The sequence below is a fragment of the Arthrobacter sp. KN11-1C genome (genome assembly GCF_052180225.1).
Taxonomy (GTDB): Bacteria; Actinomycetota; Actinomycetes; order Actinomycetales; family Micrococcaceae; genus Arthrobacter.
Genome location: NZ_CP197467.1, coordinates 2,326,742 through 2,351,459 on the forward strand (window position 1 = coordinate 2,326,742; position 24,718 = coordinate 2,351,459).

The 24,718-nt window shown below is 65.1% G+C and carries 30 protein-coding genes; 19 read left to right on the forward strand and 11 right to left on the reverse strand.

Features of this window, described 5'->3' with window-relative positions; genetic code table 11:
- Window positions 1-63: 63 nt before the first annotated feature.
- The 5 genes from ACSBOX_RS10900 to ACSBOX_RS10920 all read left to right on the forward strand — a co-directional run bounded on the left by ACSBOX_RS10900 (window position 64) and on the right by ACSBOX_RS10920 (window position 4,493).
- Entirely contained in the window at window positions 64-1,044 is a 981-nt protein-coding gene (locus ACSBOX_RS10900; protein WP_442542451.1) for an MTAP family purine nucleoside phosphorylase, read from the forward strand.
- Window positions 1,041-2,105 carry an NAD-dependent epimerase/dehydratase family protein gene (locus ACSBOX_RS10905; RefSeq protein WP_442542452.1) on the forward strand — a complete coding sequence of 355 codons (1,065 nt, stop codon included), beginning with the start codon at window positions 1,041-1,043 and terminating at the stop codon, window positions 2,103-2,105. Before ACSBOX_RS10900 ends, ACSBOX_RS10905 begins: the two co-directional genes overlap by 4 nt.
- 98 nt (window positions 2,106-2,203) lie before the next feature.
- Window positions 2,204-3,019 carry a glycosyltransferase family 2 protein gene (locus tag ACSBOX_RS10910; RefSeq protein WP_442542453.1) on the forward strand — a complete coding sequence of 272 codons (816 nt, stop codon included), beginning with the start codon at window positions 2,204-2,206 and terminating at the stop codon, window positions 3,017-3,019.
- The gene (locus tag ACSBOX_RS10915) at window positions 3,016-3,717 is read left to right on the forward strand and encodes a TIGR04282 family arsenosugar biosynthesis glycosyltransferase (protein WP_442542454.1); all 702 of its coding nucleotides are present in this window, start codon (window positions 3,016-3,018) and stop codon (window positions 3,715-3,717) included. Before ACSBOX_RS10910 ends, ACSBOX_RS10915 begins: the two co-directional genes overlap by 4 nt.
- Window positions 3,714-4,493: a methyltransferase domain-containing protein gene (locus tag ACSBOX_RS10920; RefSeq protein ID WP_442542455.1), complete on the forward strand. Its 780-nt coding sequence runs from the start codon at window positions 3,714-3,716 to the stop codon at window positions 4,491-4,493. The genes ACSBOX_RS10915 and ACSBOX_RS10920 overlap by 4 nt, the downstream gene beginning before the upstream one ends.
- On the opposite strand, the gene ACSBOX_RS10925 is transcribed toward ACSBOX_RS10920, so the two are convergent.
- Both ACSBOX_RS10925 and ACSBOX_RS10930 read right to left on the reverse strand, forming a co-directional pair.
- Window positions 4,454-4,966 (reverse strand): hypothetical protein, encoded by a 513-nt coding sequence (locus ACSBOX_RS10925; protein ID WP_442542456.1) that lies wholly within the window; start codon window positions 4,964-4,966, stop codon window positions 4,454-4,456. The genes ACSBOX_RS10920 and ACSBOX_RS10925 overlap by 40 nt on opposite strands.
- The gene (locus ACSBOX_RS10930; protein ID WP_442542457.1) at window positions 4,966-6,183 is read right to left on the reverse strand and encodes a molybdopterin-dependent oxidoreductase; all 1,218 of its coding nucleotides are present in this window, start codon (window positions 6,181-6,183) and stop codon (window positions 4,966-4,968) included. The genes ACSBOX_RS10925 and ACSBOX_RS10930 overlap by 1 nt, the downstream gene beginning before the upstream one ends.
- A 112-nt stretch (window positions 6,184-6,295) precedes the next feature.
- Between ACSBOX_RS10930 and ACSBOX_RS10935 the strand changes: the two genes are divergently transcribed.
- The 7 genes from ACSBOX_RS10935 to ACSBOX_RS10965 all read left to right on the forward strand — a co-directional run bounded on the left by ACSBOX_RS10935 (window position 6,296) and on the right by ACSBOX_RS10965 (window position 11,180).
- Complete coding sequence (locus ACSBOX_RS10935) at window positions 6,296-7,696, forward strand: glycosyltransferase 87 family protein (RefSeq protein ID WP_442542458.1); 1,401 nt, start codon at window positions 6,296-6,298, stop codon at window positions 7,694-7,696.
- A gap of 45 nt (window positions 7,697-7,741) precedes the next feature.
- On the forward strand, window positions 7,742-7,921 hold the full coding sequence (locus tag ACSBOX_RS10940; RefSeq protein WP_442542459.1) for a hypothetical protein: 180 nt from the start codon (window positions 7,742-7,744) through the stop codon (window positions 7,919-7,921).
- A 19-nt stretch (window positions 7,922-7,940) separates the two neighbouring features.
- Window positions 7,941-8,546: a hypothetical protein gene (locus tag ACSBOX_RS10945; RefSeq protein WP_442542460.1), complete on the forward strand. Its 606-nt coding sequence runs from the start codon at window positions 7,941-7,943 to the stop codon at window positions 8,544-8,546.
- A gap of 145 nt (window positions 8,547-8,691) precedes the next feature.
- Window positions 8,692-9,450: a hypothetical protein gene (locus tag ACSBOX_RS10950; RefSeq protein WP_442542461.1), complete on the forward strand. Its 759-nt coding sequence runs from the start codon at window positions 8,692-8,694 to the stop codon at window positions 9,448-9,450.
- A 17-nt stretch (window positions 9,451-9,467) separates the two neighbouring features.
- Entirely contained in the window at window positions 9,468-10,181 is a 714-nt protein-coding gene (locus tag ACSBOX_RS10955; RefSeq protein ID WP_442542462.1) for a class F sortase, read from the forward strand.
- Window positions 10,182-10,255: 74 nt separating this feature from the next.
- Window positions 10,256-10,702, forward strand: coding sequence for a cupredoxin domain-containing protein (locus tag ACSBOX_RS10960; protein WP_442542463.1), 447 nt, complete (start codon window positions 10,256-10,258; stop codon window positions 10,700-10,702).
- Between the two features lie 40 nt (window positions 10,703-10,742).
- Entirely contained in the window at window positions 10,743-11,180 is a 438-nt protein-coding gene (locus ACSBOX_RS10965) for a hypothetical protein (protein ID WP_442542464.1), read from the forward strand.
- Between the two features lie 29 nt (window positions 11,181-11,209).
- Here ACSBOX_RS10965 and ACSBOX_RS10970 read toward each other — a convergent pair whose 3' ends face one another.
- A complete protein-coding gene (locus tag ACSBOX_RS10970) occupies window positions 11,210-11,860 on the reverse strand; it encodes a TetR/AcrR family transcriptional regulator (protein ID WP_442542465.1) in 651 nt (216 codons plus the stop codon).
- A gap of 258 nt (window positions 11,861-12,118) precedes the next feature.
- Here ACSBOX_RS10970 and sigK point away from each other — a divergent pair, with 258 nt between their 5' ends.
- Entirely contained in the window at window positions 12,119-12,703 is a 585-nt protein-coding gene (gene sigK / locus ACSBOX_RS10975; RefSeq protein ID WP_442542466.1) for an ECF RNA polymerase sigma factor SigK, read from the forward strand.
- Between the two features lie 163 nt (window positions 12,704-12,866).
- Here sigK and ACSBOX_RS10980 read toward each other — a convergent pair whose 3' ends face one another.
- Both ACSBOX_RS10980 and ACSBOX_RS10985 read right to left on the reverse strand, forming a co-directional pair.
- A complete protein-coding gene (locus tag ACSBOX_RS10980) occupies window positions 12,867-13,163 on the reverse strand; it encodes a hypothetical protein (protein ID WP_442542467.1) in 297 nt (98 codons plus the stop codon).
- Between the two features lie 100 nt (window positions 13,164-13,263).
- Window positions 13,264-13,746, reverse strand: coding sequence for a MarR family winged helix-turn-helix transcriptional regulator (locus ACSBOX_RS10985; RefSeq protein WP_442542468.1), 483 nt, complete (start codon window positions 13,744-13,746; stop codon window positions 13,264-13,266).
- A gap of 180 nt (window positions 13,747-13,926) precedes the next feature.
- Between ACSBOX_RS10985 and ACSBOX_RS10990 the strand changes: the two genes are divergently transcribed.
- The 3 genes from ACSBOX_RS10990 to ACSBOX_RS11000 all read left to right on the forward strand — a co-directional run bounded on the left by ACSBOX_RS10990 (window position 13,927) and on the right by ACSBOX_RS11000 (window position 17,821).
- On the forward strand, window positions 13,927-16,047 hold the full coding sequence (locus ACSBOX_RS10990; protein ID WP_442542469.1) for a putative bifunctional diguanylate cyclase/phosphodiesterase: 2,121 nt from the start codon (window positions 13,927-13,929) through the stop codon (window positions 16,045-16,047).
- A 72-nt stretch (window positions 16,048-16,119) separates the two neighbouring features.
- Complete coding sequence (locus ACSBOX_RS10995; protein WP_442542470.1) at window positions 16,120-16,815, forward strand: maleylpyruvate isomerase family mycothiol-dependent enzyme; 696 nt, start codon at window positions 16,120-16,122, stop codon at window positions 16,813-16,815.
- A 103-nt stretch (window positions 16,816-16,918) separates the two neighbouring features.
- Complete coding sequence (locus ACSBOX_RS11000; protein WP_442542471.1) at window positions 16,919-17,821, forward strand: alpha/beta fold hydrolase; 903 nt, start codon at window positions 16,919-16,921, stop codon at window positions 17,819-17,821.
- Window positions 17,822-17,849: 28 nt separating this feature from the next.
- Here ACSBOX_RS11000 and ACSBOX_RS11005 read toward each other — a convergent pair whose 3' ends face one another.
- Window positions 17,850-18,311: a GyrI-like domain-containing protein gene (locus tag ACSBOX_RS11005; RefSeq protein ID WP_442542472.1), complete on the reverse strand. Its 462-nt coding sequence runs from the start codon at window positions 18,309-18,311 to the stop codon at window positions 17,850-17,852.
- Between the two features lie 12 nt (window positions 18,312-18,323).
- On the reverse strand, window positions 18,324-18,629 hold the full coding sequence (locus tag ACSBOX_RS11010) for a hypothetical protein (protein WP_442542473.1): 306 nt from the start codon (window positions 18,627-18,629) through the stop codon (window positions 18,324-18,326).
- Between the two features lie 219 nt (window positions 18,630-18,848).
- Between ACSBOX_RS11010 and ACSBOX_RS11015 the strand changes: the two genes are divergently transcribed.
- Together ACSBOX_RS11015 and ACSBOX_RS11020 are read left to right on the forward strand one after the other, a co-directional pair.
- Window positions 18,849-19,967: an alanine racemase gene (locus tag ACSBOX_RS11015; protein ID WP_442542474.1), complete on the forward strand. Its 1,119-nt coding sequence runs from the start codon at window positions 18,849-18,851 to the stop codon at window positions 19,965-19,967.
- A gap of 523 nt (window positions 19,968-20,490) precedes the next feature.
- Window positions 20,491-20,811, forward strand: coding sequence for a hypothetical protein (locus ACSBOX_RS11020; RefSeq protein WP_442542475.1), 321 nt, complete (start codon window positions 20,491-20,493; stop codon window positions 20,809-20,811).
- Window positions 20,812-21,031: 220 nt separating this feature from the next.
- Here the strand turns inward: ACSBOX_RS11020 and ACSBOX_RS11025 are convergent, their stop codons facing one another.
- On the reverse strand, window positions 21,032-21,361 hold the full coding sequence (locus tag ACSBOX_RS11025; protein ID WP_442542476.1) for a DUF4234 domain-containing protein: 330 nt from the start codon (window positions 21,359-21,361) through the stop codon (window positions 21,032-21,034).
- 183 nt (window positions 21,362-21,544) lie between these two features.
- Here ACSBOX_RS11025 and ACSBOX_RS11030 point away from each other — a divergent pair, with 183 nt between their 5' ends.
- Window positions 21,545-22,159, forward strand: coding sequence for an isochorismatase family cysteine hydrolase (locus ACSBOX_RS11030; protein WP_442542477.1), 615 nt, complete (start codon window positions 21,545-21,547; stop codon window positions 22,157-22,159).
- Window positions 22,160-22,163: 4 nt separating this feature from the next.
- On the opposite strand, the gene ACSBOX_RS11035 is transcribed toward ACSBOX_RS11030, so the two are convergent.
- The 3 genes from ACSBOX_RS11035 to ACSBOX_RS11045 form a co-directional block, all read right to left on the reverse strand.
- The gene (locus ACSBOX_RS11035; protein ID WP_442542478.1) at window positions 22,164-23,099 is read right to left on the reverse strand and encodes a pilus assembly protein TadG-related protein; all 936 of its coding nucleotides are present in this window, start codon (window positions 23,097-23,099) and stop codon (window positions 22,164-22,166) included.
- 171 nt (window positions 23,100-23,270) lie between these two features.
- Window positions 23,271-23,618 (reverse strand): UBP-type zinc finger domain-containing protein, encoded by a 348-nt coding sequence (locus ACSBOX_RS11040; protein WP_442542479.1) that lies wholly within the window; start codon window positions 23,616-23,618, stop codon window positions 23,271-23,273.
- Window positions 23,619-23,708: 90 nt separating this feature from the next.
- Window positions 23,709-24,629 carry a DUF5996 family protein gene (locus tag ACSBOX_RS11045; RefSeq protein ID WP_442542480.1) on the reverse strand — a complete coding sequence of 307 codons (921 nt, stop codon included), beginning with the start codon at window positions 24,627-24,629 and terminating at the stop codon, window positions 23,709-23,711.
- Between the last annotated feature and the right edge of the window lie 89 nt (window positions 24,630-24,718).

The window sequence follows — 24,718 nt, forward strand, 5'->3', positions numbered from 1 at the left end:
GCGTTCCGGACACGTAAGGATTCCGCCCGCAACGGGGCGGGCCAGCATTGGCATGATGGGGTCATGTCATCGCTCCCGGAACAGACCGCAGAACCCAGCGCAGAACCCCGTCCACGGATCGCAATCATAGGCGGCACCGGCCTGTACAAGCTGCCCGGGGCCGTCGTGCTCAGCACGCTGGACATCCCGACGCCGTTCGGGCCTCCCTCCAGTACGGTGACGGTCGCCCGGCTCGCCGTGCCGGACGGCCTCGGCGGCGATCACGGCGGCGACGACGGCCCGGTGGTCGCATTCTTGAGCAGGCACGGCCGCGGGCACAGCGTTGCTCCGCAGCAGATCAACTACCGCGCCAACTTCTGGGCCCTCAAGAGCCTCGGAGTGGAGGCCGTCATCTCCTCCGCGGCCGTGGGCGGACTGGTTTCCAGCCACGGAACCGGCACTTTTGCCGTACCCGACCAGGTCCTGGACAAGACCTGGGGCCGCGCGGACACTTTCTACGACGGCTCGATGCCCACCGGGGTGCGGCACCTGCCCGCCGCCGAGCCCTACAGCGCCCCGCTGCGAGCGGCACTCATCGCGTCCCTGGAGCGGCACGGGGAAGACTTCGCCGGGGCGGGCACCGTGGCCGTGATCAACGGTCCGCGATTCTCCACCAAGGCCGAGTCCGCGGCCCTGGTCCAGGCCGGCGCGCATCTGATCAGCATGACCCAGTACCCGGAGCCGATGCTCGCGGCGGAGTTGAACATGCACTTCGCCGCGCTGGCATTCATTACCGATGCCGACACCGGGCACGACGGATCCGAACCCGTGACGGCGGAACTGGTACTGGGCCGGCTGGCGGCCGCACAACCGCGGATCCTCGCGGTGTTGTCCGACGCTGTGAGGACGGTGTCCGAGGGGCTCACCGGCGCTGATCCAGCGGACGACGACGGGCCGTGGCGGATGGCTCTCATGCCGGCTGCCGCGGTGGCCACCGTGATGGGAACCGCCGGCCCGGCCGGCGACGGCGCCGCCCGCCCCAGCACGGGACGAAGAGCGCCGTGAGGCTATTGGTCACGGGCGGGGCCGGTTTCATCGGTAGCCACATCGTCGATGCCGCGGTGGCACGCGGTTGGGAGGTCCGGATCCTGGATTCACTGGATCCGGCAGTACACCCGGATCGGCCCCAAGGAATTCCCGGGACGGACCTGATCGTTGGCGATGTCGGAGACCCGGCCGCGGTGGCGCAGGCGGTCGCGGGAGTCGACGTCGTCGTGCACCAGAGCGCCAAAGTGGGCCTCGGTGTCGACTTCTTCGACGCGCCGGACTACATCCGCAACAATGACCTGGCCACGGCCGTGCTCCTGGCAGGGATGGCAGCCGCAGGCATCGGCAAGCTGGTCCTGGCTTCGTCCATGGTGGTCTACGGCGAGGGCGCCTACACCGATGCGGCGGGCAGTCCGGTGCGCCCGGGCCCGCGCCTGGTGGAGGATCTGGAGCAGGGAATCTTCGATCCCCGCGACCCTGCCACCGGAGAGCTCCTCCTGCCGGCGCTGGTCAGCGAAGACGCGGCCATGGATCCGCGGAACGTTTATGCCGCCTCCAAGGTGGCCCAGGAAAACCTGGCTTCCGCATGGGCGCGCTCAACCGGAGGCACCGCCGTCGCACTCCGCTACCACAACGTCTATGGCCCCCGCATGCCCAAAAACACCCCCTACGCGGGCGTCGCCAGCCTGTTCCGCTCTGCGCTGGCCCGCGGGGAGGCGTTGCGGGTGTTCGAGGATGGCGGCCAGCGCCGAAGTTTCGTCCATGTCCGGGACGTTGCCGTGGCGAATCTGTTGGCCATTGACGCGCTGGCGGGCGGCTGGATCGCCTCCGGAAGCCTGCGGGCGTACAACATCGGCGCCTCTGAAGTCCACACCATTGGGCAGGTGGCGGCCATTTTGAGTTCCGTGAGCGGGGCGCCTGAACCCGTGGTCACCGGCGAATTCCGGCTAGGCGACGTCCGGCATGTCACCGCGAGCTCTGCCCGCGCCCAGGCAGAGCTCGGTTGGATCCCCACGCATGGTTTCGAGGACGGAATGCGCGAGTTCGCCGCTGCACCGCTGCGCGGGGATCACCGGTAGACGGCCCGGCGCTTCAGGACCGGGTCCGAGGGCAAACGTCCCGGTTCCGTAAGGAAATCCGCCTGTCGCGCCGGGCCTGCGGATTCTACGGTCAAAGGGTGGAGAAAGAGCAAAGCAGTGCGCACGATCGAAGAGGCATGGCCGGTATCCCCAAGGGAGCCACGGACGACGACGGCGGCCTGATCCCTGCGCTCGTGGACGTGGTGTTTCCGTGCCTCAACGAGCGTGCGGCCCTTCCCAAGGTGCTCGGAGCCTTGCCACCCGGGTACCGCGCAATCGTCGTGGACAACGGATCAACCGATGGCTCCGGAGGCCTGGCCGCCGGGCTGGGAGCCACCGTCGTCGAGGAACCGCGGCGCGGCTTTGGCGCGGCGGCGCATGCCGGACTCCTCGCGGCCACTGCGGAGTTTGTGGCCTTTTGCGATTGCGATGGTTCGCTGGACCCCGCCCAATTGGCCCCGATGCTGGACCTCGTCCGCACCGGCCGAGCCGACCTGGTGCTGGGTGCCCGGCGTCCGGTCCGCGGCTCCTGGCCGCTCCACGCCCGCTTGGCCAACAGGGCCCTGAGCTGGCGGTTACGTCGGCTCACGGGGATCGCCATCACGGATCTTGGCCCCCTTCGCCTTGCCCGGCGCAGCGCACTCCTGGGACTGGACCTCAGGGACCGACGCAGCGGCTATCCGCTGGAGATGTTCCTCAAAGCCCACAGGGACGGCTGGTGCGTGGCCGAGGTCCCTGTCGACTATGCGCCGCGGCTGGGAAAGTCCAAGGTCACGGGGACGCTCCGCGGAACCGTCACTGCCCTCAAAGACATGGGGATCCAGTTGGCCGCCGCTTCGCTCCAGACCTCTAGGCCGAAGAGCTGGAGGCGAGCTGATCGACGGCCGGCCGATGCCCACGGGGCAACGCCGTGAATCTCACCATCGCCGTCATTGCCAAAGAATGCAGCCCCGGCAAGGTCAAAACCCGCCTCACTCCCCCGCTCACGCCGGAGCAGGCCGCAGCCCTGGCCCAGACAAGCCTGAGCCAGACGCTGGAAACGGTGCGATCCCTTCCCGCGGCCAGGAGATTGCTGGTGTTTGACGGTACGCCACACCACGCGGACGCTGCCGGTTTTGAAGTCTTCCCCCAGGGGGCCGGCGGCCTGGACGAACGGCTGGCGGCCATCTGTTCGCTCACTGCCGGACCGCTGCTGATTCTGGGAATGGACACGCCCCAGCTCCGCCGCGAGCAGTTGGCCCCGCTGCTGGCGGACTGGGAAACCCCCGCCCCGGCGCCCCGCCGCGCCTGGTTCGGCCCGGCGTCGGATGGTGGCTTTTGGGCGTTGGGCCTGCACACGCCCGACGGCGGTCTGCTCCGCGGGGTGGACATGTCCACCCCCCACACCGGCGCGCAGCAATGGGGCCGGCTGGCCGGCGCCGGCCTGCACGTGGGCGTGCTGCCCGTCCTCAGGGATGTGGACTACTTTCCCGATGCCGTGGCTGCCGCACAGGAATGCAACGGAACGCCGTTTGCCCGCGAGGTGGACCTCTTGAGCATGGGACTGCCGGCGGAATGGACACGGACGGTGCCATCCGACGCCGCACCCACGCCATGGGCTGCCCGGACATGAGCATCCACACATTCCCGAGAGGTCCCGGTGCCCGTGCCGACGCTTTTGCTGCGGGTTCCCGCCCACCCGCCCTGTTTGGACAGGCTCTCCTTGGACAGGCTCTTTTTGGACAGACTCTCTTTGGACAGGGCGGCTACGAGCCTTACGCCCGCAGCCTGTCCCTCGGGGTGGGGCACCTGACGTTGCGACCGGAATCTGCTTTCGCGGAGCGCATCGGGCCAGTCCACTTCAATATGCTCGGCTGGTCCGGCCCGCCCACGGCAAGTGAGCGCGAACTGCTCCGCACCCTCCGCGGGCCCGTCCTCGACGTGGGTTGCGGCCCAGGCCGGATGCTGGAGGCCGCCCGGGAACTGGGGATGGCCTCCATGGGTGTCGATTCGAGCCCAGCCGCCGTGAAGCTGGCCACCGAGCGCGGCGGCGCGGCCGTCCTGGGCTCCATCTTTGACCCCGTCCCGCACGAGCGGGGTTGGGGTTCGGCCCTGCTGCTGGATGGCAACATCGGCATCGGCGGAAACATCCGGATGCTGCTGGAGCGTGTTGCCTCGTTGCTCGCCCCGGGCGGCCAAGTTCTGGCAGAAGCGGAAGCCCCGGATTTTCTCGATGTGGCCTATCTGGCGGTGCTGGAGGATTCAGACGGACGTGCCAGCGCGGCCTTTCCCTGGGCCCGCGCCGGCAAGAAAGCGCTCGTGCGCCACGCGGCCCGGGCCGGGCTCAAGGTGGTTGCTACCCGGACCGTTCAGGACAGGATCTTCCTGACCTTGGAACGGCGGCCGTAAAGTCCGACGGCGGTCACGACAACGGCCGCGGCGACCGCCAGGACTATCCAGAAAACGCCCAAGGCCAGCGCATAGTCCCCCTGCAGGACTGTGTTGTTCACGCCGCTGCCCGGGCCCCTCGGCTGCAGCACCTGCTGGGCACGGATCAGCGGGGCCGCGACCAAGGTCACCACCGCACCCACGAGAAGCGCGCCGCGCACTATCCCCTGCTGGACAGGTCTCAGCCCGAACGTGAACCTCGACAATCCGCCGCCGGCCAACGTTGTCAGCGGGACCAGGATGCCGTCGTGCACCAACAACGCCACGGCGAGCCACGCCGCCACACCGATCAGCTGGGTGGGCGGCACGTTGGCGAGGAATCCGAAGAGCGCATAACCGAGGGCGGCCACGCCCAGGGCGCCAAGTGTTGCCCGCACCCACCAGGCAGCCCTGCGCCCACCCCGCGTCGACGGAACCACCAAGGGAAGCCGCATCAGATCACCTCCACTTTATGCACCCATTTGGTCTGCAGCACTCCCGGCCGACCTGGTGCGATGATCCGCGCCGGATAGCCATGGTCGAGGTCGAGTGGTTTGCCGTTCAGCTCAAGTGCCAGCAATGTCTGCTCGTCCTGGCTGTATGCGGCGGGCATGAAGGAACGCCCATAGACGCCGCCCTTCTCCATGCTCGAAATCTGCAGCTCGGCATCTACGGGTGCGCCCACCGTTGCCATCAGGTCCCGGATCCGGACACCACGCCATTGCGCTCCTTGGCTCCAGCCCTCCACGCAGGCGATGGGCAATCCGTAGCTGTACTGCGGCAAGGCGGCGAGTTGTGCCAGCGTGAACGTCTTCTGCACCGATCCAGAGGACACGGTCAGCACCCAGTCGGGGGCCAGCGCAGCGTCAGCCACACCGGCCTCGGCGGCCGTCCTGTTGATGGGGACGGCCTGCGGGCCGGTATCCATGCGGCGCGGTGCGAAAATGTTCAGGCCCGACAGCCACGCGAAAGACTGGCCCGCTGTCGTCAAGACGACGACGCCGGTGCCGACGGTGAGTGCCGCCAGGAACCCCCTGCGGCTCCAGCCGTTCCCGGTTCCGGGCTTCACGGGCCCCGGAACCGCTTTGCCTGCCTGCACTCCTCTTTCGGTGTCCGCGGCAATAGCGGCTGCGTCCGATCGGCGGCTCCAATGGGCCGTGATGAGGGGCATCTTGACGGCGATATGAAGCGCCAAAGACCCGATGACGACCCACGCCAGCCAGTAGTGGACGTCCCTGAAGGAAAACGGCCACGGATACCACTGGAAAGTGTTGAGCAATCCGATGGTGACTTCCACGAGCGAAGCAGCCACGAAGAGCGCGATCGACGCCCGTTCGAGTGCGTGCACCACGGACTTCAGCGGCGGCCAGCGCAGGAGTTCGGGGAACACGGACCATAGCTTGGCCGCCAGAAGCGGGATGGAAGCAATGCCGGTGGTGACGTGGATACCCTGCGTCGCCACGTATAGCCACACGGGACGGGTGAGGAAAAGCATCCACGCCGGCGGATCTTGCAGAAGGTGGCTGAACAGCCCGGTCACGAAGCACACAGTGAAGGCGACGCCGAGCCAACGGCCCAGCACCACCGTCAGCCGCCTGCTGCGCAACGGCGAGGAGAACCGTCCGTTCACCGCTTCCATCCGCCTTTGGAGGAAAGTGGTCAATCTGTCCATACCCTGATCAGACCACCAAGACCGGCCTGTCGTCCCGGTCCAGACCTTACGAAAGGCAAACGGTCTCCCGGGTCCGTGGCCTGCCGGCCCCCGAGTGATGCAGGATCAAAGGGTGAGCGAATCATCACCCCGGCGCGCGTCCGGCATTTCGGCTGCGGTGGCGCTGGCGCTGGTGGCCTTGCTCGCCGTCGTCGTCTGGTGGACGGTCACTACGGATCCGTCCGCGGAGTGGGTGTCCCCCCTTGGCACGCTCGCGGCCTGGACCGTCTTCGTCCCGGCAGCACTCGTGGCGCGCCGGATCCCGGTGCGATACGCGGCCGCCGTCGTGCTCCTGGGCTCACTCCTGGTGGGAGTTGCGGCCATCGCCGCCCCGCCGGCCACCAGCAACGACTCCGCACGCTATGCGTGGGACGGCATCGTTCAAAAGGCCGGGATCTCCCCTTATGCCCACGTTCCGGCGGACGAGGCGTTGCGTCCGCTGCGGCCGTCTTGGCTATTCCAAGACGCCGGGCCGGACGGAACGTGCCACACCAATCCCTTCCCGACCGGCACGGAGACCACCACCAATATTCCCGGCGGCAGCACACTGTGCACGGCCATCAACCGGCCTGCCGTACCCACCGTGTATCCCGCAGCGGCAGAGTTGTATTTCCTGGCAGTGCGGCTCATCCCTGGTTCCGACGTGGGGTTCATCGCCTTCCAGTTGGCCGGGCTGGTCCTGAGTCTCGCTGTGACGGTGGCGCTGCTGGCGTTCCTGCGCCGCACCGGCAGGCCTGCACACCAAGCGGTGTGGTGGGCATGGTCTCCGCTGGTGGCTTTTGAGGCCGTCAACGGTGCGCACGTGGATGCGTTGGGCACCGCATTGGCCTTGGCGGCAGCGCTGTTGTTGGTGGGCGGACGCACCCTGGGTTCCGGAGTGGCCTTTGGCGCCGCGGTTGCCACCAAGCTCATTCCTGTCATCAGCGCCCCGGCCCTGCTGTATCGGCGGCCGCTCCGCTTCGTCGCCGCGGCCATGGCAACCTTTGCCGTGACGTACGTCCCGTACGTGCTCGCAAGCGGTTGGGCGGTACTCGGCTATCTGCCCGAATACCTGCGATCGGAGGGCTATGACGGGCAGGATAGTCCGCGCTTCACCTTGTTGAAGCTGCTGCTCCCGGCCAGTTGGGCAGGGCCGGCCGCACCCGTGCTGCTGCTCGGCCTGGCCTTTTACGTATGGCGGACCACCGACGCCGACCGGCCTTGGGACGGACAGGTCTTGATGGTCGGAGGAACGCTGCTGATCGTGTCGCCGAGCTACCCCTGGTATGCGCTGCTGCTCCTGCCGTTCGTGGTGCTGAGCGCCCGTTACGAGTTCACCGCGATCGCTCCCGTGCTGGCCTTGATGTACTTCACCGGAGCTGAACCCTACGGCCAGTTGGCGGCGCGATCAGGCCTGGGCGCCGCCGTCGTGCTCTTGCTGGTTGCCGCCATGGTGAGGCGACGGTCGCGGCAATTCCGGCCATCCAGCAAATGACGTCCGTCGAGCCATCTGACGTGCCCTCGGCGACGAATCACTGTCATGAACTACTACAGCATGGCGGCGCAGGAACGGGTTAAGGATGCCGCGTACGATGCCCTTGAGAATGTCCTGAACGGCATGTTCGAACCGCTCAACAGACACGCGCTCATGGCGCGCTGGAACCAGGCCTGCGAGGCCATGGCGAAACACCTTGAAGCCCAGGACAACGGCGAAGAATGAGCACAGGAGAGATGTCCTTATGACAAACAGGGTCCGGTTGCGCCGCAATCCGCGGCAACGAATGGCTGTCCCGGCCGCGGCGGCGCTGATGGTGGTTCTCCTGGCTGGCTGCGCCGGCGGCCCGGAAGCGCTCACGACGGCGGGAGCACCGCAGCCGCCGTCGGCCACGGCGGCTTCGCCGGCCGCAAGCGAGGGGACCCCGTCGGCGTCGGCAAAGATGGTTTGCGAGGATGAAACGCGGAACAACATCGTCAAGATCCTGTCGCTGGCTACCGCTCCCCGGACCACCGATTCCTGGGCCAGCAAGCTCTATACCTGCACGTACGCTCTGCCGGCAGGCCCGCTGGTGCTCTCGGTCAAGGAGGCAGCCGATCCGGCCGCGGCACGTGCCTACTTCGACGCTCTGGCCAGTTCTACGGCGTCGTCCCGTCCCATCGAGGGAATGGCGAACCTGGGTTTTCCGGCTTTTGAGAGCACCGCCGGATCCGTGGTTTTCGTCAAGGACAATTTCATCCTCAAGGTCGATGCCGCAGCCCTCCCCGCAAGCCTGGGTCCGCACGGCGTCACCCGCGGGGCTTTTGCCTACGAAGTCGCGACGGCGGTTCTGGCCTGCTGGTCCGAATAGGCCCTGGCCCGGACCCGCCCTGGAAACTTTTTGAAGAAGTTTCCCCTGCTGACCAATCCGTGACCTGCACCACGCCGAACCACTGATGTCACCATCATGGGCGTGCCCATCAGGGGAACGGCCCTGTCATTGGAGGAAACCAGTCATGAAGAAATCCGCTTTCTTGATCGCCCCGGCCCTGGCCTTGGGCGCCCTCGCACTCTCCACCAGCCCGGCTTTCGCCGCCGACACCACCAACTACCAGGCAAACCTCGCTGCGATCAACGGCAGCAACGCCACAGGCACGGTGATGATCACCGTCAACGGAAACCAGGCTACAGTCACCGAAAAGGTCTCCGGGCTTGCCGCGACCTTCGGCGGAAAACCCTACCCCCACGTCCAGCACATCCACATCGGCGCCAAGGGGACCTGCCCTGACATGTCCGCCGACACCAACAAGGACGGCGTGATCAGCACCACCGAAGGTGCTCCGTTCTACGGCGGCATCGGCACCACTCTGTCCACCAGCGGCGACACCAGCCCGGCAGCCGGCACGGACCTCGCGGTCGCCGGAATGGGATCGGCCTACACCTATCAGCGGACCATCACCTTGGACGCGAAGACCGCCGATTCCCTCAAAGCCGGCACCGGCGTCGTCGTAGTCCACGGCCTGGATCCGGCCACCTTGTCCGCCGCGGCACAGAAGGAACCGAGCGACCTGGTTCCTTCGCTTCCCTTGGCCGCAACCTCACCGGCCCTGTGCGGGACGTTGACCGCGATGCCCGCCGGAGCCCCCGGCACAGGCATCACCACCCCGGCCAGCCAGTCCGGCCCTGACCTTGGCCTGCTCGCCGCTGGCGGCGGTCTGCTTGTGGCAGCCGGCGGAGCCTACGCGGTCCGCCGTCGGATGACCGCCAAGGCCTGAAAAGACGCTCGAAACTGATGCGATCTGATACCAGCAACCGCCGCGGACGCTTCATCGCGTCCGCGGCGGCCGCCCTGCTCCTCGTCGGCGGCATCACCAGCATCGGCCTGGGACTCCACGCCGAACCCTCGGCACCCCAGGGAAACAGTCCGGCCTCTGCCCAGACGCCTGTCACCTCAGCTCCCCCGGTCCCAGCGTCGGCGAGTGCCAGCCCGGTGCCGACCGCACTCAATCCGGCTCCAGCACCGGCTCCGGACGCGGCGTTGCCCGCCTCCGTGCCCGTCAGCGTCGTGGTCGCCTCGGTCGGGATCAGTTCCACCCTGCTGCAACTAGGCAAACAGCCCGATGGTGAAGTGGAAACCCCGCCCGGGGATCCCGGTTCCCCTGCAGGCTGGTACAAAGACTCCCCATCTCCTGGACAGAGTGGCTCTGCAATCATCCTCGGTCACGTGAACTCCACGAAAAGTCCCGTCGGAGTGTTCTATCGTCTTCGCCAGATCGTCCCGGGCCAGGACATCACCGTCACTCGCTCGGACCACACGGCCGCGGTCTTCACCGTCGACACCGTCCGGACCTACCACAAGTCAAGCTTTCCTACCGTGGAGGTCTACCAGAACGCGGACCGGCCCGAGATCCGCCTGATCACGTGCGGAGGCTACGACCCGGCCTCCGGGCAATACCTGGACAACACCGTTGTCTTCGCCCACCTTGTCTCCAGCCACCCCGCCTGAGCCACAGCCCATCCGGCTCTCGCGGGCCTCAGCTCCAGGGTGATGCCCTGGACGCCATCACAGAAGGGAACACCATGGTCCCCACATCCAGAAACCATCGCAGTGCCACTCTCCGCTTCGCACTCCTCGCCGGAGCCGCTGCCCTGGCCCTGTCCGCCTGCGCACCCGCCGGCAACTCCCCGGCCGCACAGCCGGCAAGCTCCGCGCCGCCATCGACCATGACGATGGATTCCAGCATGGGAGCCTCTGCCATGCCGTCCGCGAGTAGCGCGGCTGCCACCGCGACGATCCACATCAAGTCTTTCGCCTACACCGGCCCGGACAGCGTCCCTGCCGGTTCCGAGGTGACGGTAATGAACATGGACAGCGAAGCTCACACCGTGACCGCCGACGACGGCTCCTTCGACGCCGTGGTCAAAGCGGGCACGAGCGTGACGTTTACCGCTCCCAAGAAACCCGGCACCTACGCCTACCACTGCACCTATCACTCCAACATGCACGGCACCCTGACCGTCAAATGACCGAGTCAGAGCCAACATCCTGCATCCCCCTGGCGCTGAGATGAAGACCCAGGAAGCCGCCCGGCCACCCCGCGGCGGCGTCGCTGCCGCCGTCGTGCTCCGGGTCCTCACCGCAGCCGCGTTGGCGGTCGACGCCGTGGTGCATGTCCGGCTGGCAAGCGGATACCAGTCCGCAGCCCCCGAAGGCATCGGAGAAGGCAACCTGTTCCTGGCCGAAGCCGCGGCCGCCGCCCTGGCCGGCCTCTACGTCCTCATCCGCGGGAGCAGGGCTGCCTGGGTGGCGGTCCTGCTCACGGCCGGGGGCGGGCTGGCGGCCCTGCTGCTTTACCGTTACCTTGACATACCCGCCTTCGGGCCGTTCCCGGCCATGTATGAACCCGTATGGTTCTTCGACAAGGTCCTGACCGCCCTCGCGCAGGCAGCCTCAGTCGTGATGGCCACGATCCGCCTGGCCCGAAAGCGCACCCCGCTGGTTTGATGTGCCTTCACCGGCCCAGCCATCACATCCTAGGCTTCGTCCTCGGGTTCGGAGCGGTTCCTGTGGCAAGTACACGTCCCCAGGGCGGAATCGATGAGGATTTCCGCTGCGGCACGCGCCTGGCGGGCCGGTTCGGGGCTCGCGGAGATCGCCGCGGTCGTCACAGCCCCTTCGGCGAGGATAGCCAGTTGCGGAGCAAGCGTGGGTGGCGCGCCAATGCCGGCGGCGACGCGTGCCAGGTAGTCCTGGAACTCTGCTTTCTGCCCCCGGACAATTGAGCCGATGCGCCCCGAGGTCCCGCCCAGCTCGCCGAACGAGTTGATGAAAGCGCACCCCCGGAAGCCCTCCGAGGTGAACCACGCCGCCAGGAAATCGAACACGGCCAATAACCTGTCACGGGGTACCTGCGTGGACTCCACCTGGGCCGTGACATTCTTCTCCCAGGCATCCCGCCATCCAAGCAGAACCTGTTCGATGATGTCTTCCTTCGACGGGAAGAGACGATACAGGCGCTTGAGCGACACACCGGAGACAGTCCGGACCTCATCCATACCGACCGTGGTGAACCCGCGGGCGTAGAACAACGGTGCCACGGCCGCCACGATGCCGGCCCGAGCCGCATCGTCGTCCGCCGCCGTGGTGCCGCCGGAGGACATCGGCCCCGTCTGGGCTACTGGCACGGCACTCTCTTCCGATTCCGCTTGCGTGGAGGCTTGCATGGATAACGATCGTTCTCTATTGTAAGCGAAAGAGGAGAGAATGAACGTTCTCCACCGGATGGCTCCATGAGATTGCCTACTCGGTGGCGGGGCACCGGCTTCTTGCTTGTGCCGCCCGAATTGCGCCACCCTGATTTGCCGGGGTTTCCGAAATGCGCACTCGCACCTGCTTCATCGCTGGCCCGCTGGGGGCTGACGCGGACTGACCGAAAAGGCATCATGGAAACGCTGGACCGCCCAACATCCGGGCCGGATGAAACCAAAACCTACCTGGCCGGTTTGCTCCTTGAAACCGGCCGGGGCAACCATGAAGCATTTACCGAGTTCTACCGCCTCACCTCGGCCCGGGTGTTCGGCGTCGTCCGCCGGGTGGTCGTGGATCCAGAGCTCAGCGAAGAGGTGACACAGGAGATCTTCATGCTGGTCTGGCAGGACGCGGGAAAATACAACCCCGCCCTTGGCAGCCCGACCGGGTGGCTTGTGACCATCGCCCACCGAAAGGCAGTGGACAAGGTCCGCTCACGGCAAAGCAGCACCAACCGTGACGCCCGATGGGCTGCGGCTGGATGGAAGCACCCCTTCGACGAAGTTGGCGAGTCGGTCACTGACAGCATGGAAACCCTTCACGTCTTCGACTCCCTCACGGTGCTGTCTCCCTTGCAGCGCGAATCCATCCTTCTGGCATATTTCGGCTGCCTCACGTACCGCGAAGTGGCAGAGAAGCTCTGCGTGCCACTACCCACCATCAAGTCCCGGATCCGCGACGGCCTGGCACAACTCCGCACGCAGTACGAAACCGCCTGACGCTCAAACGGGTCCGGACGGCCCTAGGAGCCCGGGCAGGAGTCGTCGATCCCTGCCAGACCCTGGGGCATCCCGGAGCGGAAACCGAAGGGCCCCTCGCCCTCCGCCTGACGGCGGCTCGGCAAGGGGCCCTTCGACGACTACGTAGGATCCGGAATGCGTGTCAGGCCATGGCCTGATTGATCTGCAGCGTTCCGCCGCGCGTGACGAACGGGTGGGTGGCGAGCAGTTCGCTCACGGCTTCGGCCGAGTCGGCCTCCAGAATGGAATAGCCGAGGATATCCGCAACGGCCTCCGGCGCCCCGGTGGCGACCTGACCAGCAAAGCCCAGCGGCGCGCCGGGATCGGTAACCGCCGGACCGGCGTTGCCGAGCCACGCCATGAAGTCCTTCCGGGCAGCTTCCATTTCGGCCGGATCCGGATGCCCTGCGCCGTGATAGGTGATCAGAAATTTGGCCAAGATGACTCCTAAAGACGAATCGTCCGCCGCAGGGTCCCCCGCGGCATCGCCAGTGTACCCGGCCACCCTGACTTCCCCTCCCAAACTCCTCGAAGGGACTTTAGCTCGGCTCAGGCAGGGCCCTGTCCTTTGGGGCCGGCGCCCTCTCAGGCATCTCTTTGCCCCAACGGGCAGACCCGAGCCAGCGGATCACGGCCGTCAGCTTGTCGCGCAGTTCCTCCACCCCGATGTCGACGCCGGGAGTCAGGTTCCGATCAATCTCCCGAGCCTGGACGAGGGCCGCTTTCCCCAGCTCCGAAACTGCCACCTTTTGCGAGCGCCCGTCCAGGCGGCTACGTTCCCGGGTGATATGCCCGTGCGCCTCAAGCCTCGAAAGCGTCTGTCCCATGGTCTGCGCCTGCACCTGGACTTTGGCCGAAAGCCTGGCCTGAACCATGGACCCTTCCGCATCGAGAACTTCGAGCGCGATAACGCCCGCATGGGTCAGGCCCAGGACGGCAAGCTCCTCATTCCAGGCATGCTCGACCAATCGCGCTGCCGTTGAGAGCAACCGTGGAGTCGTCCAGTCGTTTAGGTCCGGCATGGTCCCACCATAGTAAGCCTGCTTCCTATGTGCAGGCTGAGTAATCCATCAGATGGACTAATGCTTGCCTGTGGTACCGCGATAAGGGATGATTCACGGACTGAAGCTGCAGGGCCAATTGGCCGGCATGTTTGTTCATCGATACGGAGCGCTGCGGCGGTTCCGGTTGAGGTCGGGGGAATGACTGAGCCTTTTTCGAGCACGCCCGTTCTTTCATACCGTGATTTGCTCGAGGGATCGCCTGACCCGTTGCTGATGATCGATTCCGGCGGAGCTATCCGATTCTTCAATGCCGCAGCCGAACGCCTTTTCGGGCATCGTCGGGAGTGGCTGCTGGGCCGGCACTACCGCACGCTATTGCCGGGTCGGCTCCAAGGACGCAGTGAAGGCCAATGGGACGTTTTCGGCGGCGATCCCCGGATGCGGCAGGCCAATGCGGGACTGGAACTATTTGGTCTGCGGCGTGACGGCACGGAGTTTCCCATGGAGGTCAACCTCGCACCGGTGACCGCTTCCCTGAACAACGTCGTGGCGACAGTCCGGGACGTGAGTGAACGCAAACGCAGTGACGCTGCACTGCGTGAAGCGCTGTCGTTGGTCAGCGCGACGCTTGAATCCACGGCCGACGGAATACTGGTTGTGACCGCGGACGGAAAGATCGCAGGCGCGAATGAACGGTTCGCCAACATGTGGGGAATCAGCAAGGATCTCCTCAATTCCCACGACGACAGCAAAGTCATGGCCTTCGTCCTGGACCAGCTCACAGACCAGGAAGCGTTCGCGGCAAAAGTCCAGGACCTGTACGCCGATCCAGGGGCCGAGAGCCTGGATCTGTTGCATTTCCGCGACGGACGCACTTTTGAACGGTATTCGCGACCCCAAAGAGTAGCCGAATCCATTGTCGGGCGGGTCTGGAGCTTCCGCGACATCACCGCCCGGACTCAGGCGCAAGACCAAGCCAGGACGGCGCTTGCGGAGCTTGCCCGTCAAGCCGAAGAGCTCAAGCTTCTGGCCTTCCGGGACCACCTCACGGGGCTGGCCAACCGGGCCTTGTTCCGGGACCGGCTTGAATATGCGCTGGCATCGAGCGACCGTCGAGGGATCCACGTCCTGCTCCTCGACCTGGATGATTTCAAGGAGGTCAACGATGTCCTGGGCCATCAGGCTGGCGACGAGATGCTCATCGAGGTCGGGCGCCGGTTGCTGCCCTGCGTAGGCCCGGGCGATACGGTCGCCCGGCTCGGTGGAGACGAATTCGTCATCCTCCTGACCTCCACTCCAGACCCGGCACCTGTGGCAGCCCGCCTCGTGGACGCGTTGAACGTCCCCTTCATCCTTCACGGGCGCGACCTCCGCCCCGGCGTCAGCGTCGGTCTGATCAGCGCCGACGACGTGCTTCATGCCCCGGATCTGATGCGGCGGGCGGACATTGCAATGTACGAAGCCAAGGCGGCGGGCAAGAACCGTTGCCTGCGCTTCCATCCGGACATGATGACGGCCCTGCTTGCCCGCACCGATTTGGAAACCGGGCTTCGGACCGCGGTTGAACACGGAGAAATCACCGTTCACTACCAGCCTGTTGTTGACGCTGCGTCCGCCTCGGTCACCCAGGTCGAGGCACTTGTCCGGTGGGAGCGCCCGGACGGTCTCACCCCGCCGTCGGACTTCATCCCAGCAGCCGAAGCCTCAGGACTGATCAACGCGATCGGGCAGGAAGTGCTGACCCAGACCTGCGCCCAGTTGCAGCCCTGGCTGCTGAAGGACGGCAACCGTGCCGTGGCCGTGAATGTTTCAGCCGTCCAGCTGCGCGAACCCGGTTATGCCCGCACCGTCTTGGAAACCTTGTCCGCCGCCGGGATTCAGGGAAGCCAGCTGATCCTGGAGGTCACCGAAAGCGTCTTCCTCGACCCCGCACCCCACATCACCGCCCAGCTGACGCTGCTGCGCGGTGAAGGCATCCGGGTTGCCCTGGATGATTTCGGCACCGGCTATTCCTCCCTTGGTCGCCTCCAGGAAGTTCCGGTCGACATTCTCAAAATCGACCGCTCGTTCGTCTCCGTCATTCACACCGGAGAGGAGGACCTGCCCATCCTGGCCTCGATGGCGGTGATGGCCCACCATCTCGGACACCGCATCACCGCAGAGGGTGTCGAAACCCCGGAACAGGCGCGGCACCTGCTCCGGCTCGGCTGCCACTCCCTTCAGGGCTACCTCTTCTCGCACCCGGTACCACCGGCGGAGCTTCCAGCGGCCATCCTTGGTGCCACTGAACGGATCAAAGACCTTGGCATCACGCTGTAGCCAGGAACTGAGCGGTCCTGGCACCGGGCCGGCTCGGAAAGACTCCTCCGCATCGCCCGTTATGCTCGAGACATGCCGCCGGATCTCTATCTTCCCGAGTTGATCAGCGCCCTGGACCGTCTTAGCGTCTTGGCACGCCAGCCCGAGGACGTTCTGACTCGTCCTGTGCCGGCTTGTCCCGGCTGGAACCTCAAGGATCTCTTCGGGCATCTGGGTTCCATTGAACGCTGGGCGGCCGAAATAGTCCTTTCGGGCAAGGTTGCCGAGGAACCGGCACCACCGGCCACCGGCGCCGTAGCGTGGTTCCTCGAGGGCGCGGACGCTTTTCTCGGGACGATGTCGGCGCTCGATCCGGAAGAACCGTGCTGGAACTTCGGCCCTCCCCCGCGCACGGCCGGGTTCTGGCGTCGACGCCAGGCGCATGAACACGCCGTGCACTTCATCGACGCCTGCCAAGCGTCGGGCTTGGCGGACCCCGCTTTCCCAGCCGATTTCCTGGTCGACGGCATTGACGAGATCCTCACAATGTTCACCCCGCGCCAGCTTCGGCTGGGACGGATGCCCCAGCCAGAAGGCGCGGTAACCTTCGAGGTAGCCGGGGCCGGCAGCTGGAAAATCGGCGAAGGAGAAGCCAAAGCTTCGATTTCCTCGACACCGGGCGGGATGTACCTGGGTCTCTGGGGCCGCTCCAACCTCGCAGAATCAGCGTCCATCGAAGGGGACAAGGCCCTTGCGGTCGGCGTCCTGCGAGGTCCGCTCACCCCCTGACCACCAAGCTCCCGGCATATCCCGGACCAGCTCGTCGAAGTGGATCCAGTCCAGTACCTCCGTGGCTACGAACCACTGTCAACGAGCAAGAGCGAAGGTGACCATGAGTCTTCAACAGCAAAACGCCCCCACGCTGCGGCGGCATGTCTTTCCCACCGAGCTGGGGCCCTGCACGGTGCGCGTTCAGCAGGGCCCCCAAGGACCGTGGGCCGAATCCGGCACACCGGAGGTCTACCTTCACGGCGCCGCGGGGTCATGGACTACTTTCCAGTCACTGCTTTCCAAGGGAGCGGACCATGACCGGGTTTTGATCGACCTGCCGGGCTGGGGCGAATCAACGGCAGGCGCGCGGCGTGGACAATTCAGCATCGAGGCGATGGCACGGGCCGTCGTCGGGGTACTGACTGCGCTCGGCTACAAACGGTGGAATCTGGTGGGCCACTCCATGGGAGGCTTCCTGGCTTTACACATGGCCGCGGCATGGCCGGAGCAGACCGCCGGCGTAGCCGCCATTTCGGCCACCACATTCAGCGTGTCCGACGCCTGCGGCGCGCCACTCCGGGGCCTCTACAGATTCCCGGCGTTCACCGGCATGCTCCTGGCCATGCGCTCCATGGCGGCCCTCGGCGCGGCAGGGACGGCTGTGGTCCGTACCATCGCCACCACACCCCTGATGCGACCGCTGATGTCCCCGTTCTTCGCAGATCCCGCAGCCATTGCCCCGGCGGTGTTCAGGGAGCTCGGCGACGATGCCCGGCCCGCCAGCTTTTCCGCTGCCGCCAAGGCCGCCGCCCACTACGATTTCGGCCGGTGGCGAAGCATCCTCTGTCCCGTCCTGGCGATCCGCGGCGACAGGGATGTGTTCACGCCAGAGTCCGACCTGGCGCGGTTGGCTGTTCTGGTCCCCCAAACCCGCTTGGCGACTTTTCCGCGGTGCGGCCACTTCGCCCACATCGAGCAGCCGGATCAGGTTCACCGGCTGATCGACGAATTGTGGCCCCGGTGACGCGTTCCAGACGCGCCAACGGTCGGTGCTACTTCAGCAAGTGCACGATCGTCGTTTCGGTGTCGGCCGGGTCGGGGGTCGGATCTCCGTAGATCTCCCACGAGTGCCCGGCAGACTCCCGATGATTCGCGGTCATCCACTCCTCGATCGCCTTGTACGCCTCATTCATCCGGTGGTACGGCCCATGGTGGACTGCTACGGCAGCTTCGCCTCCCGGCGTTGCGCTCGCGTACACCTCGCCCACCGTGTCGAAGGTGCGGGTGACTTCGACGCCGAAGTCGCACAGAAGGAGCGCGCCGGGCTGGTTCGGGTGGTGGTAGACGAAGATGTTGTGGCCGTCCGTCCACAGGCCCGGCTGGCGGCGAATGAAGTCCCAGACAAGGCCCACCGCAGGGCCCCATGCCGAACCCACTTCGCCCGGCGCAACCTCGCGCCGGACGGCGGCCAGCGTGCGAGGGAGGACAGTCTGGACAGTGACGGTAACCGACATACAGGGAGTCGGCTAGTACTTGTCTGCGGAGTCGACGGACTCCCCCATTGTGATTTCCGGGGCCACGCCCGGGTCGCCTCCGGCCGAAGCGATGAACGCCTGAATCTCGGAGTCCCCGAAGAATTTATGGAATGCCTCCGTCGATTCCCATTCATCGACGACGAGGACAAACCCGTCCCCCAGCGCGAACTGATGGTGAATAGCACCTGCCGCCCGGCCGCGCTCGCCCCATTGGCGGTATTCGTCGGCGCGCTCCTCAAGCGATTTGGCGAAAACGCTCGTGTCACCGGAAATCTTGGTCGAAATGATGACGGACATGATGTGACCTCCTATGGCCTGGACTCAACTCGTGGCAGCCCTCCACGCGGCGATGCACCTGAACGGTCTGACACGTGGAAGACCATACTCACTCCACCGGGCAACCGCCCGAGTGGCCGCTACTTGTCATTTGCCGCCATCCGTCGAGGGTTCTCTAGTTACTGAACCCGGATAGGATTTCCGGGAAGCCCGCTCCCCGATCGATCCTGAAAGAACCGTATGCCGCACCTTGATCCAGCCCTCCCCCTCCACACTTTGCCGCAGATGCTCCTGGACGTTGCCGCCGTCGAGCGCAATATCGGCATCAAAGAGGCCTGGACACATGAGCACGGCATGGTGCTGGCCCCGCACATCAAGACCACCATGACGGGTGAGATTGTCCGCCGGCAGCTGCCCGGCTCCTGGGGCGTGACCGTGGCGACAACCGCGCAGGCCGCGCAGGCCATCGAGTGGGGTGCCACCCGGATCCTGATCGCGAACGAGATGCTGTTCCGCGGCCACCTTGAGCAGTTGCGTGCCTGGCTGGCCGCCTCGCCGGAACTGGAAATCTACTGCCTGGCCGATTCGACGGCGGGCGTCCGGGCGATGGCCGAGGTGTTCGAGGACTCGCCGCAGCCCTTGAAAGTGCTGATCGACGTCGGAACCCCCGGCGGCCGCACCGGGATCCGCACCGCGGCCGAAGCCGGGCCGCTTGCCGCCGAGATTCGCGCGGCAAGCGGGCTGCTGCTGGCCGGCGTCAGCGCCTACGAGGGCGTGGCGCCGAACACCCGGACCGATGAGAACCTGGCCGGGATCGATTCGCACTGCCGCTTGGCCCGCGACATCTTCGATGAACTGCACGCCGCTTTCGAAGTGGAGCTGCCGGTCTTCACCAACGGCGGCTCGGCGTTCCAGGACCGTGCGGCTGCTTTCCTGCCGCAGAACGCCTCCGTCAACGTCCTGCGTTCTGGCTGCTACGTAGTGCACGACCACGGCACCTACCAGAGCGTCTCGCCAGTGCCCGGCCTCACCGCCGCGGCGGTGGTTCGGGCGTTGGTCATCTCCGCCCCGGAGGCCGGGCGTGTGGTCCTGAACGCGGGCAAGCGCGAGTTGGCGTACGACGCCGGCCTGCCGGTCATCGTCTCCCGGTACCGCGACGGGGTCCTCCTGCCTGCCGGTGCAGGCGCCACGCTGACCCGTCTCTTCGACCACCACGCCATCGTTGACGATGCCGAAGGCCTGCAGGTCGGCGACATCGTGGACCTGGGCATCTCCCACCCCTGCTCGCTGTTCGACCGCTGGCGCGAAATCGTGGCAGTCAGCTATGACGCCGTCGAGACCTGGCGGCCCGTGTTCTAAACGGCTGGTTCGACGGGGAAACCAGTGCCTACTCCCTGGTTTCCCAAGGGAAGGATGCAACACGCCTCAGCGCCTTCTGAATCTCCCCGGCTTGGGATTCAAGCCCGAGGTCCGCAACATGTGCCAAGCCGTAGGTGAGCCACCTCCGCCCGAACTCCCTCTGTTCTAGGGACAGGACAGGCTGCCTGGACAGATCCAGAGCCCTTAAGACACGCTGGCGAGGCGCCGGGCGCAAATCGAACCATCCCTGGATCAGCTCTGCCACCAAACGGAGAATGATCTCGGAAATCATTTCATCGCCTCCCGGATTGGGTCCTGCGACGGTTCGCTTGGCATTATTATCTGCCCTGTTCTTGCCTGTCGGTGTGCAGTAGACATCCGGCCACCAGAGATTCGGGTAAACACTTTTGCCGAGGGCGTACCTTTTCCGTGGACTCAGACGATTAAAAGAGTGCGTACACAACCAAGTCAGCCCTCGCGAAGCCCGCATGACAACGGCGCACAACCCGGGAAGAACACACAAATGACACTCACTGCCGAGGCCATACACACGCTAGAAGAGATCGCCGTCCGCTTCAGCCCCGATGGCATCCCGTTGGCCGTCCGCTATGACGGCAGCATCTTGGCCGTGGATCCCGACGCCGACGCCGCGCACTGGTTCGGGCGCGGACGTTGGCCGGAAGGCAGCGACCCGGACGCCAACGACAGCGAAGACCCCGCATCCGTTGAACACTGGCGGCTACAGGTCCGCCGCAACTCCGACTCCGCATTGCGTACTTTCCATCTGCAGCGGAATCCGCGCTCCCCGGACTGGTTTCTGGCCGACATCACCGACGCGTCCTAGAAACCAGTCATCCCCCAGCCCGTTCGGTTCGACGATCTATGGACATCGTCGGATTCTGCTGGATCACTCCCTTCGCCGAAGTTGCCGGTCCCTTGATTCCGCGGGCCCGGAATTTGTCCATTCGAATGATTGAGCAGAATGCGACAATCGTGCGGCGCCACGCCGACGGGAACCAAAAGAACCGCCGCCCCGCATCGGGACAGCGGTTCTTTTTGGTGGGCTAGGCAGCTACGGGCACCGGCGCTGTGTGGGCTTCAATGGTTTTGTTGAAGATCCTCTGAACGATAGCCGAGCCGATCGCTCCGAGAAGGAGCATCAGCCAAAAGGCTGCGTGACGGTCCAGGCCCTTGCGGGTGAACGTCTCCACGCCGACTGAATACTTCCATAGCCAGACGATGTTGGCGATCGGCACAATGAGCAGCCAAGCCGACGGGATGGCCGTTCCTGACTTGTTCATCTCGTTTTTGGTCTTGACGCTCCAGACCAGGGCGTAGATGCCGAACGTAATCAGGGGCAAGAGCAAAGGCGCTGCGATGCTGCGGTATTTCATGGGTTGGGGCAGGAATATTCCTCAATCGCGGCGACGACGAAACAGCCCGCAGCGATAATGAAGGAGTTCCGGTCGAGAGAAAGGTATGGCAGGGACCCCTGATCTTTTCATACCATGGCGGGGCCTGACGGCCATTCAACCAGCAACCGAGCCGCAAGGCGCGAACGAAAGAGAGATCGCCCTATGAGCTACGACCCTTCAAGCACAGCGATTCTGTTGGTGGACCCCTACAACGATTTCCTCAGCGAGGGCGGCAAACTGTGGCCCCGGGTGAAGGCGATCGCCGAAGAGGTGCGGCTGCTCGATCATCTACAGGCGGTGGTTTCGACCGCGCGAGCCCGGGACTACAAAGTCATTTTCGTGCCCCATCACCGCTGGGTGCCCGGCGACTACGTCGCCTTCGACAATCCAACGCCCTACCAGCTCGGCTCGGCCAAGGCCCAGGTCTTCGCCAAAGACAGCTGGGGCGGAACATTCCACGACGACTTCCAACCCATGCCGGGCGAAATCGTCATCCACGAGCACTGGGGATCAAGCGGTTTTGCCAACACAGACCTCAACCTGCAGGTCACCCAACACGGCATCCGCCGTATCGTCCTGATCGGCATGGTCGCCAATACCTGCCTCGAGGCGACCGGTCGCTTCGGCATGGAACTCGGCTACCACGTCACCTTGGTCACCGACGCGACCTCGGCATTCAGCCCCGAAGCCATGCACTCCGCTCACGCCATCAACGGGCCCACTTATGCCCACGCCATCCTGACGAGCGATGAGCTGGTCGCACAGCTTTTGGCCTGAACTCCTACAATCCGAGCTTGACCGTCTCCGCACCAAGATCAACGCCGCCAAAGGGAAGGTTGGCGAGTGAGACGAATTTTACGAATTTGCCGATGACACCGGTGCACGAGCCTTTGCAGCCAGGCGTGCCGGAGTTGTTCCAGGACAGGGACGGGAAGTTGAATCCGAGAACCTGGAATGCGGCGAAGCCCTTGATGTGGAAATTCCCGCTCGCATCGATGCTGTCGAAAACCGGCAGGAGGACAGTCTGGCCTTCCAAGGCCGTGAACGCCGCCTTACACAGCTGCTGGTTTGGCATGCTATCGCCGCTCTTTGACGAAACTGCCGGGTTGGCGATGGTCACCGTTGATCCGCAGACATTGGAGTTGTCCGGCGTCAGCCAGCCGAAACCGCCGGGAATGACCTGTCCGGACGGGCTGTCACTGACACATGTGCTGGACCCATGAAGGATCAGCAGCTGCAACGTACCGGAGAGGTCGAACTGGCATTCGGAGAATGCCACGGGAAGGGCAGTGGTCAGTCCGGACGGCGACCCCCACTTCGCGGTGGAGGAGGCCGCGACGTCGGCACGTGAGATACCGAAAACCCTGGCAAACAAGAGCTGCACTCCGCTCCCTTGTGCGTCCCTCGCGGCCGTGCTCACCACGACAGTCCCGGGCGATGGAAACGATGGTGCGGGCGCGTCCGCCATGCCGCTGTTCGAGTTGGCTTGCGCGAGCTGGAGGGCGGTCCCGGGGGCGGCGGGCATGCAAAGTGTGGTCCCCCGTTTGGCGCAGTCTTGTGCGATGGCCAATGCAGCTGCATCGGCGCCGTTCTGCATCTGGGCCTTCTGGCTATAGAGCATGCCTTCGTCGACGGCGATCGCTGCGAACCCAAGCAGCACGACCAAAAGCAGCGCCACGAGAACCGCGATTGCGCCCCGTTCTTTTTCTCGTTCCAACGGAAGCCCCCGACAAACATTCATGGAAAACCGTACAGGGCCCATTTTGCCCCGGCTGTGGCGGCAGCCAGAGCGGATTTCACCTCAGCGGGAAAGTACTGGGCAAGTCCTGCGCAAATCCTGCGTTTCCCCGGCAGTGATCGTACGGTGCCCATCGGCAGCGCACTCCCGTCAGTGCAGCCGCTGTTCCCAGTCAGTCGGGACGCGTGAGGCCGGGCCAGGAACGCTTTGATCGAGGGGATGATGTGCCGGTGGTTCAAGCTCCGGACCGGCGAAAAATGCCGAGTCTGGATAGTTGAAGAACCAGTCCTCGCCCGGTTCGAAGCTGCGGATGACCGGGTGGCCGCTGGATCGCGCATGGGCTGTGGCGTGTTGCCCCGGCGAGTTGTCGCAGCAGCCGATGTGCCCGCACTGGGCGCATCGTCGGAGGTGCAGCCACCAGCCACTGTTGGCCTCGCATTCAACACAACCCGGCCCGCTGGGTGGAATCGAAACGTCGATTCCTTGATTTGCATTCATTGCGGCTTTCCCTCGCATTGGAGTGCCTCTAGACCACCCACTACTTTACGCCCACGGCCATTCCGCGCCGAAGGAATATCGGCATCGTCGTCAGCGCCGCCAACGGGCCGGATCCACTTCCAGCGCGGCACGGTCCCACTGTCCCGTTTCCGCCGCCGCCTCGTAGGTGGATTGCAGGAACCGCAACAGCATCTTGTCGGGGTCCGCCGCCGTGCGGACGTTCTCGTACGGGAGGAGGTACAACCGGCCATCGCTGCTATAGAAGGCACCATCGGCATCGTTGACATATTCGGCGTAACCGGCCGGCTCAGGATAAGAGTATGCATAGAAGGCTCCTTCGTCTCCTCCCCCGGGCCAAAACCCACAGCTGCTGAGCTCGTGGGAATAACCCTCCACCATGACCCAGTCGGCGCAGTTCGGCACACCACCGGGATGAATAGGCGCGGCCCGCCCGGAGAAGCGGGAGTGTGCCAAGTCCATGCCTCCCCAGAAGAAATGGACGGGACTGGCCTTGCCCCTGAATCGGGACCTGAATTCATTCAAAACCCGGTCCGACTGGACTAATTGCCCCCAGAACAACCGAATAGCCTCCGGGTCATACGAAGCATGCTGATAGTCCTCAGCAAAGGGTATAGCCAGGTCCACCTCGTTCGGAATGCCGCGGATGGTCGCCTCGATACCGAGCCTGCCCAAGGCTTCGAAGACCTCGGAGTGGAATTCGGCCACCGATTTGGCCTCGAGGACGACGGATGCTGACGTTCCGTCGCTGGCACGTATGTGGAGCCGGTGGTCAAGGAAATCGAATTCGACGTCGTACGCACCGCCGTCGTACGGGATCGTTGATGTCGTGAGTCCGCGCGGCGTGACGTACAACGTTACCTGCCACCAGTGGTTCAACATCGGGGCGTGCGCCATACGGATTTTTCCCACAATCTGGGTCCACATGTGCACTGTCTCCCTGGTTGCGGTCCACTCATCGGCGCGAAGCTTGGGCCATTCAGGGTGAGCCATCTGACAATTCTGCCACTCCTGCCGTCCGGACCGCCGGGTCGCTTCTCCGGCGCTTTTCCATCGACTGCCCCGGTCGGGGGCGCGTAGGC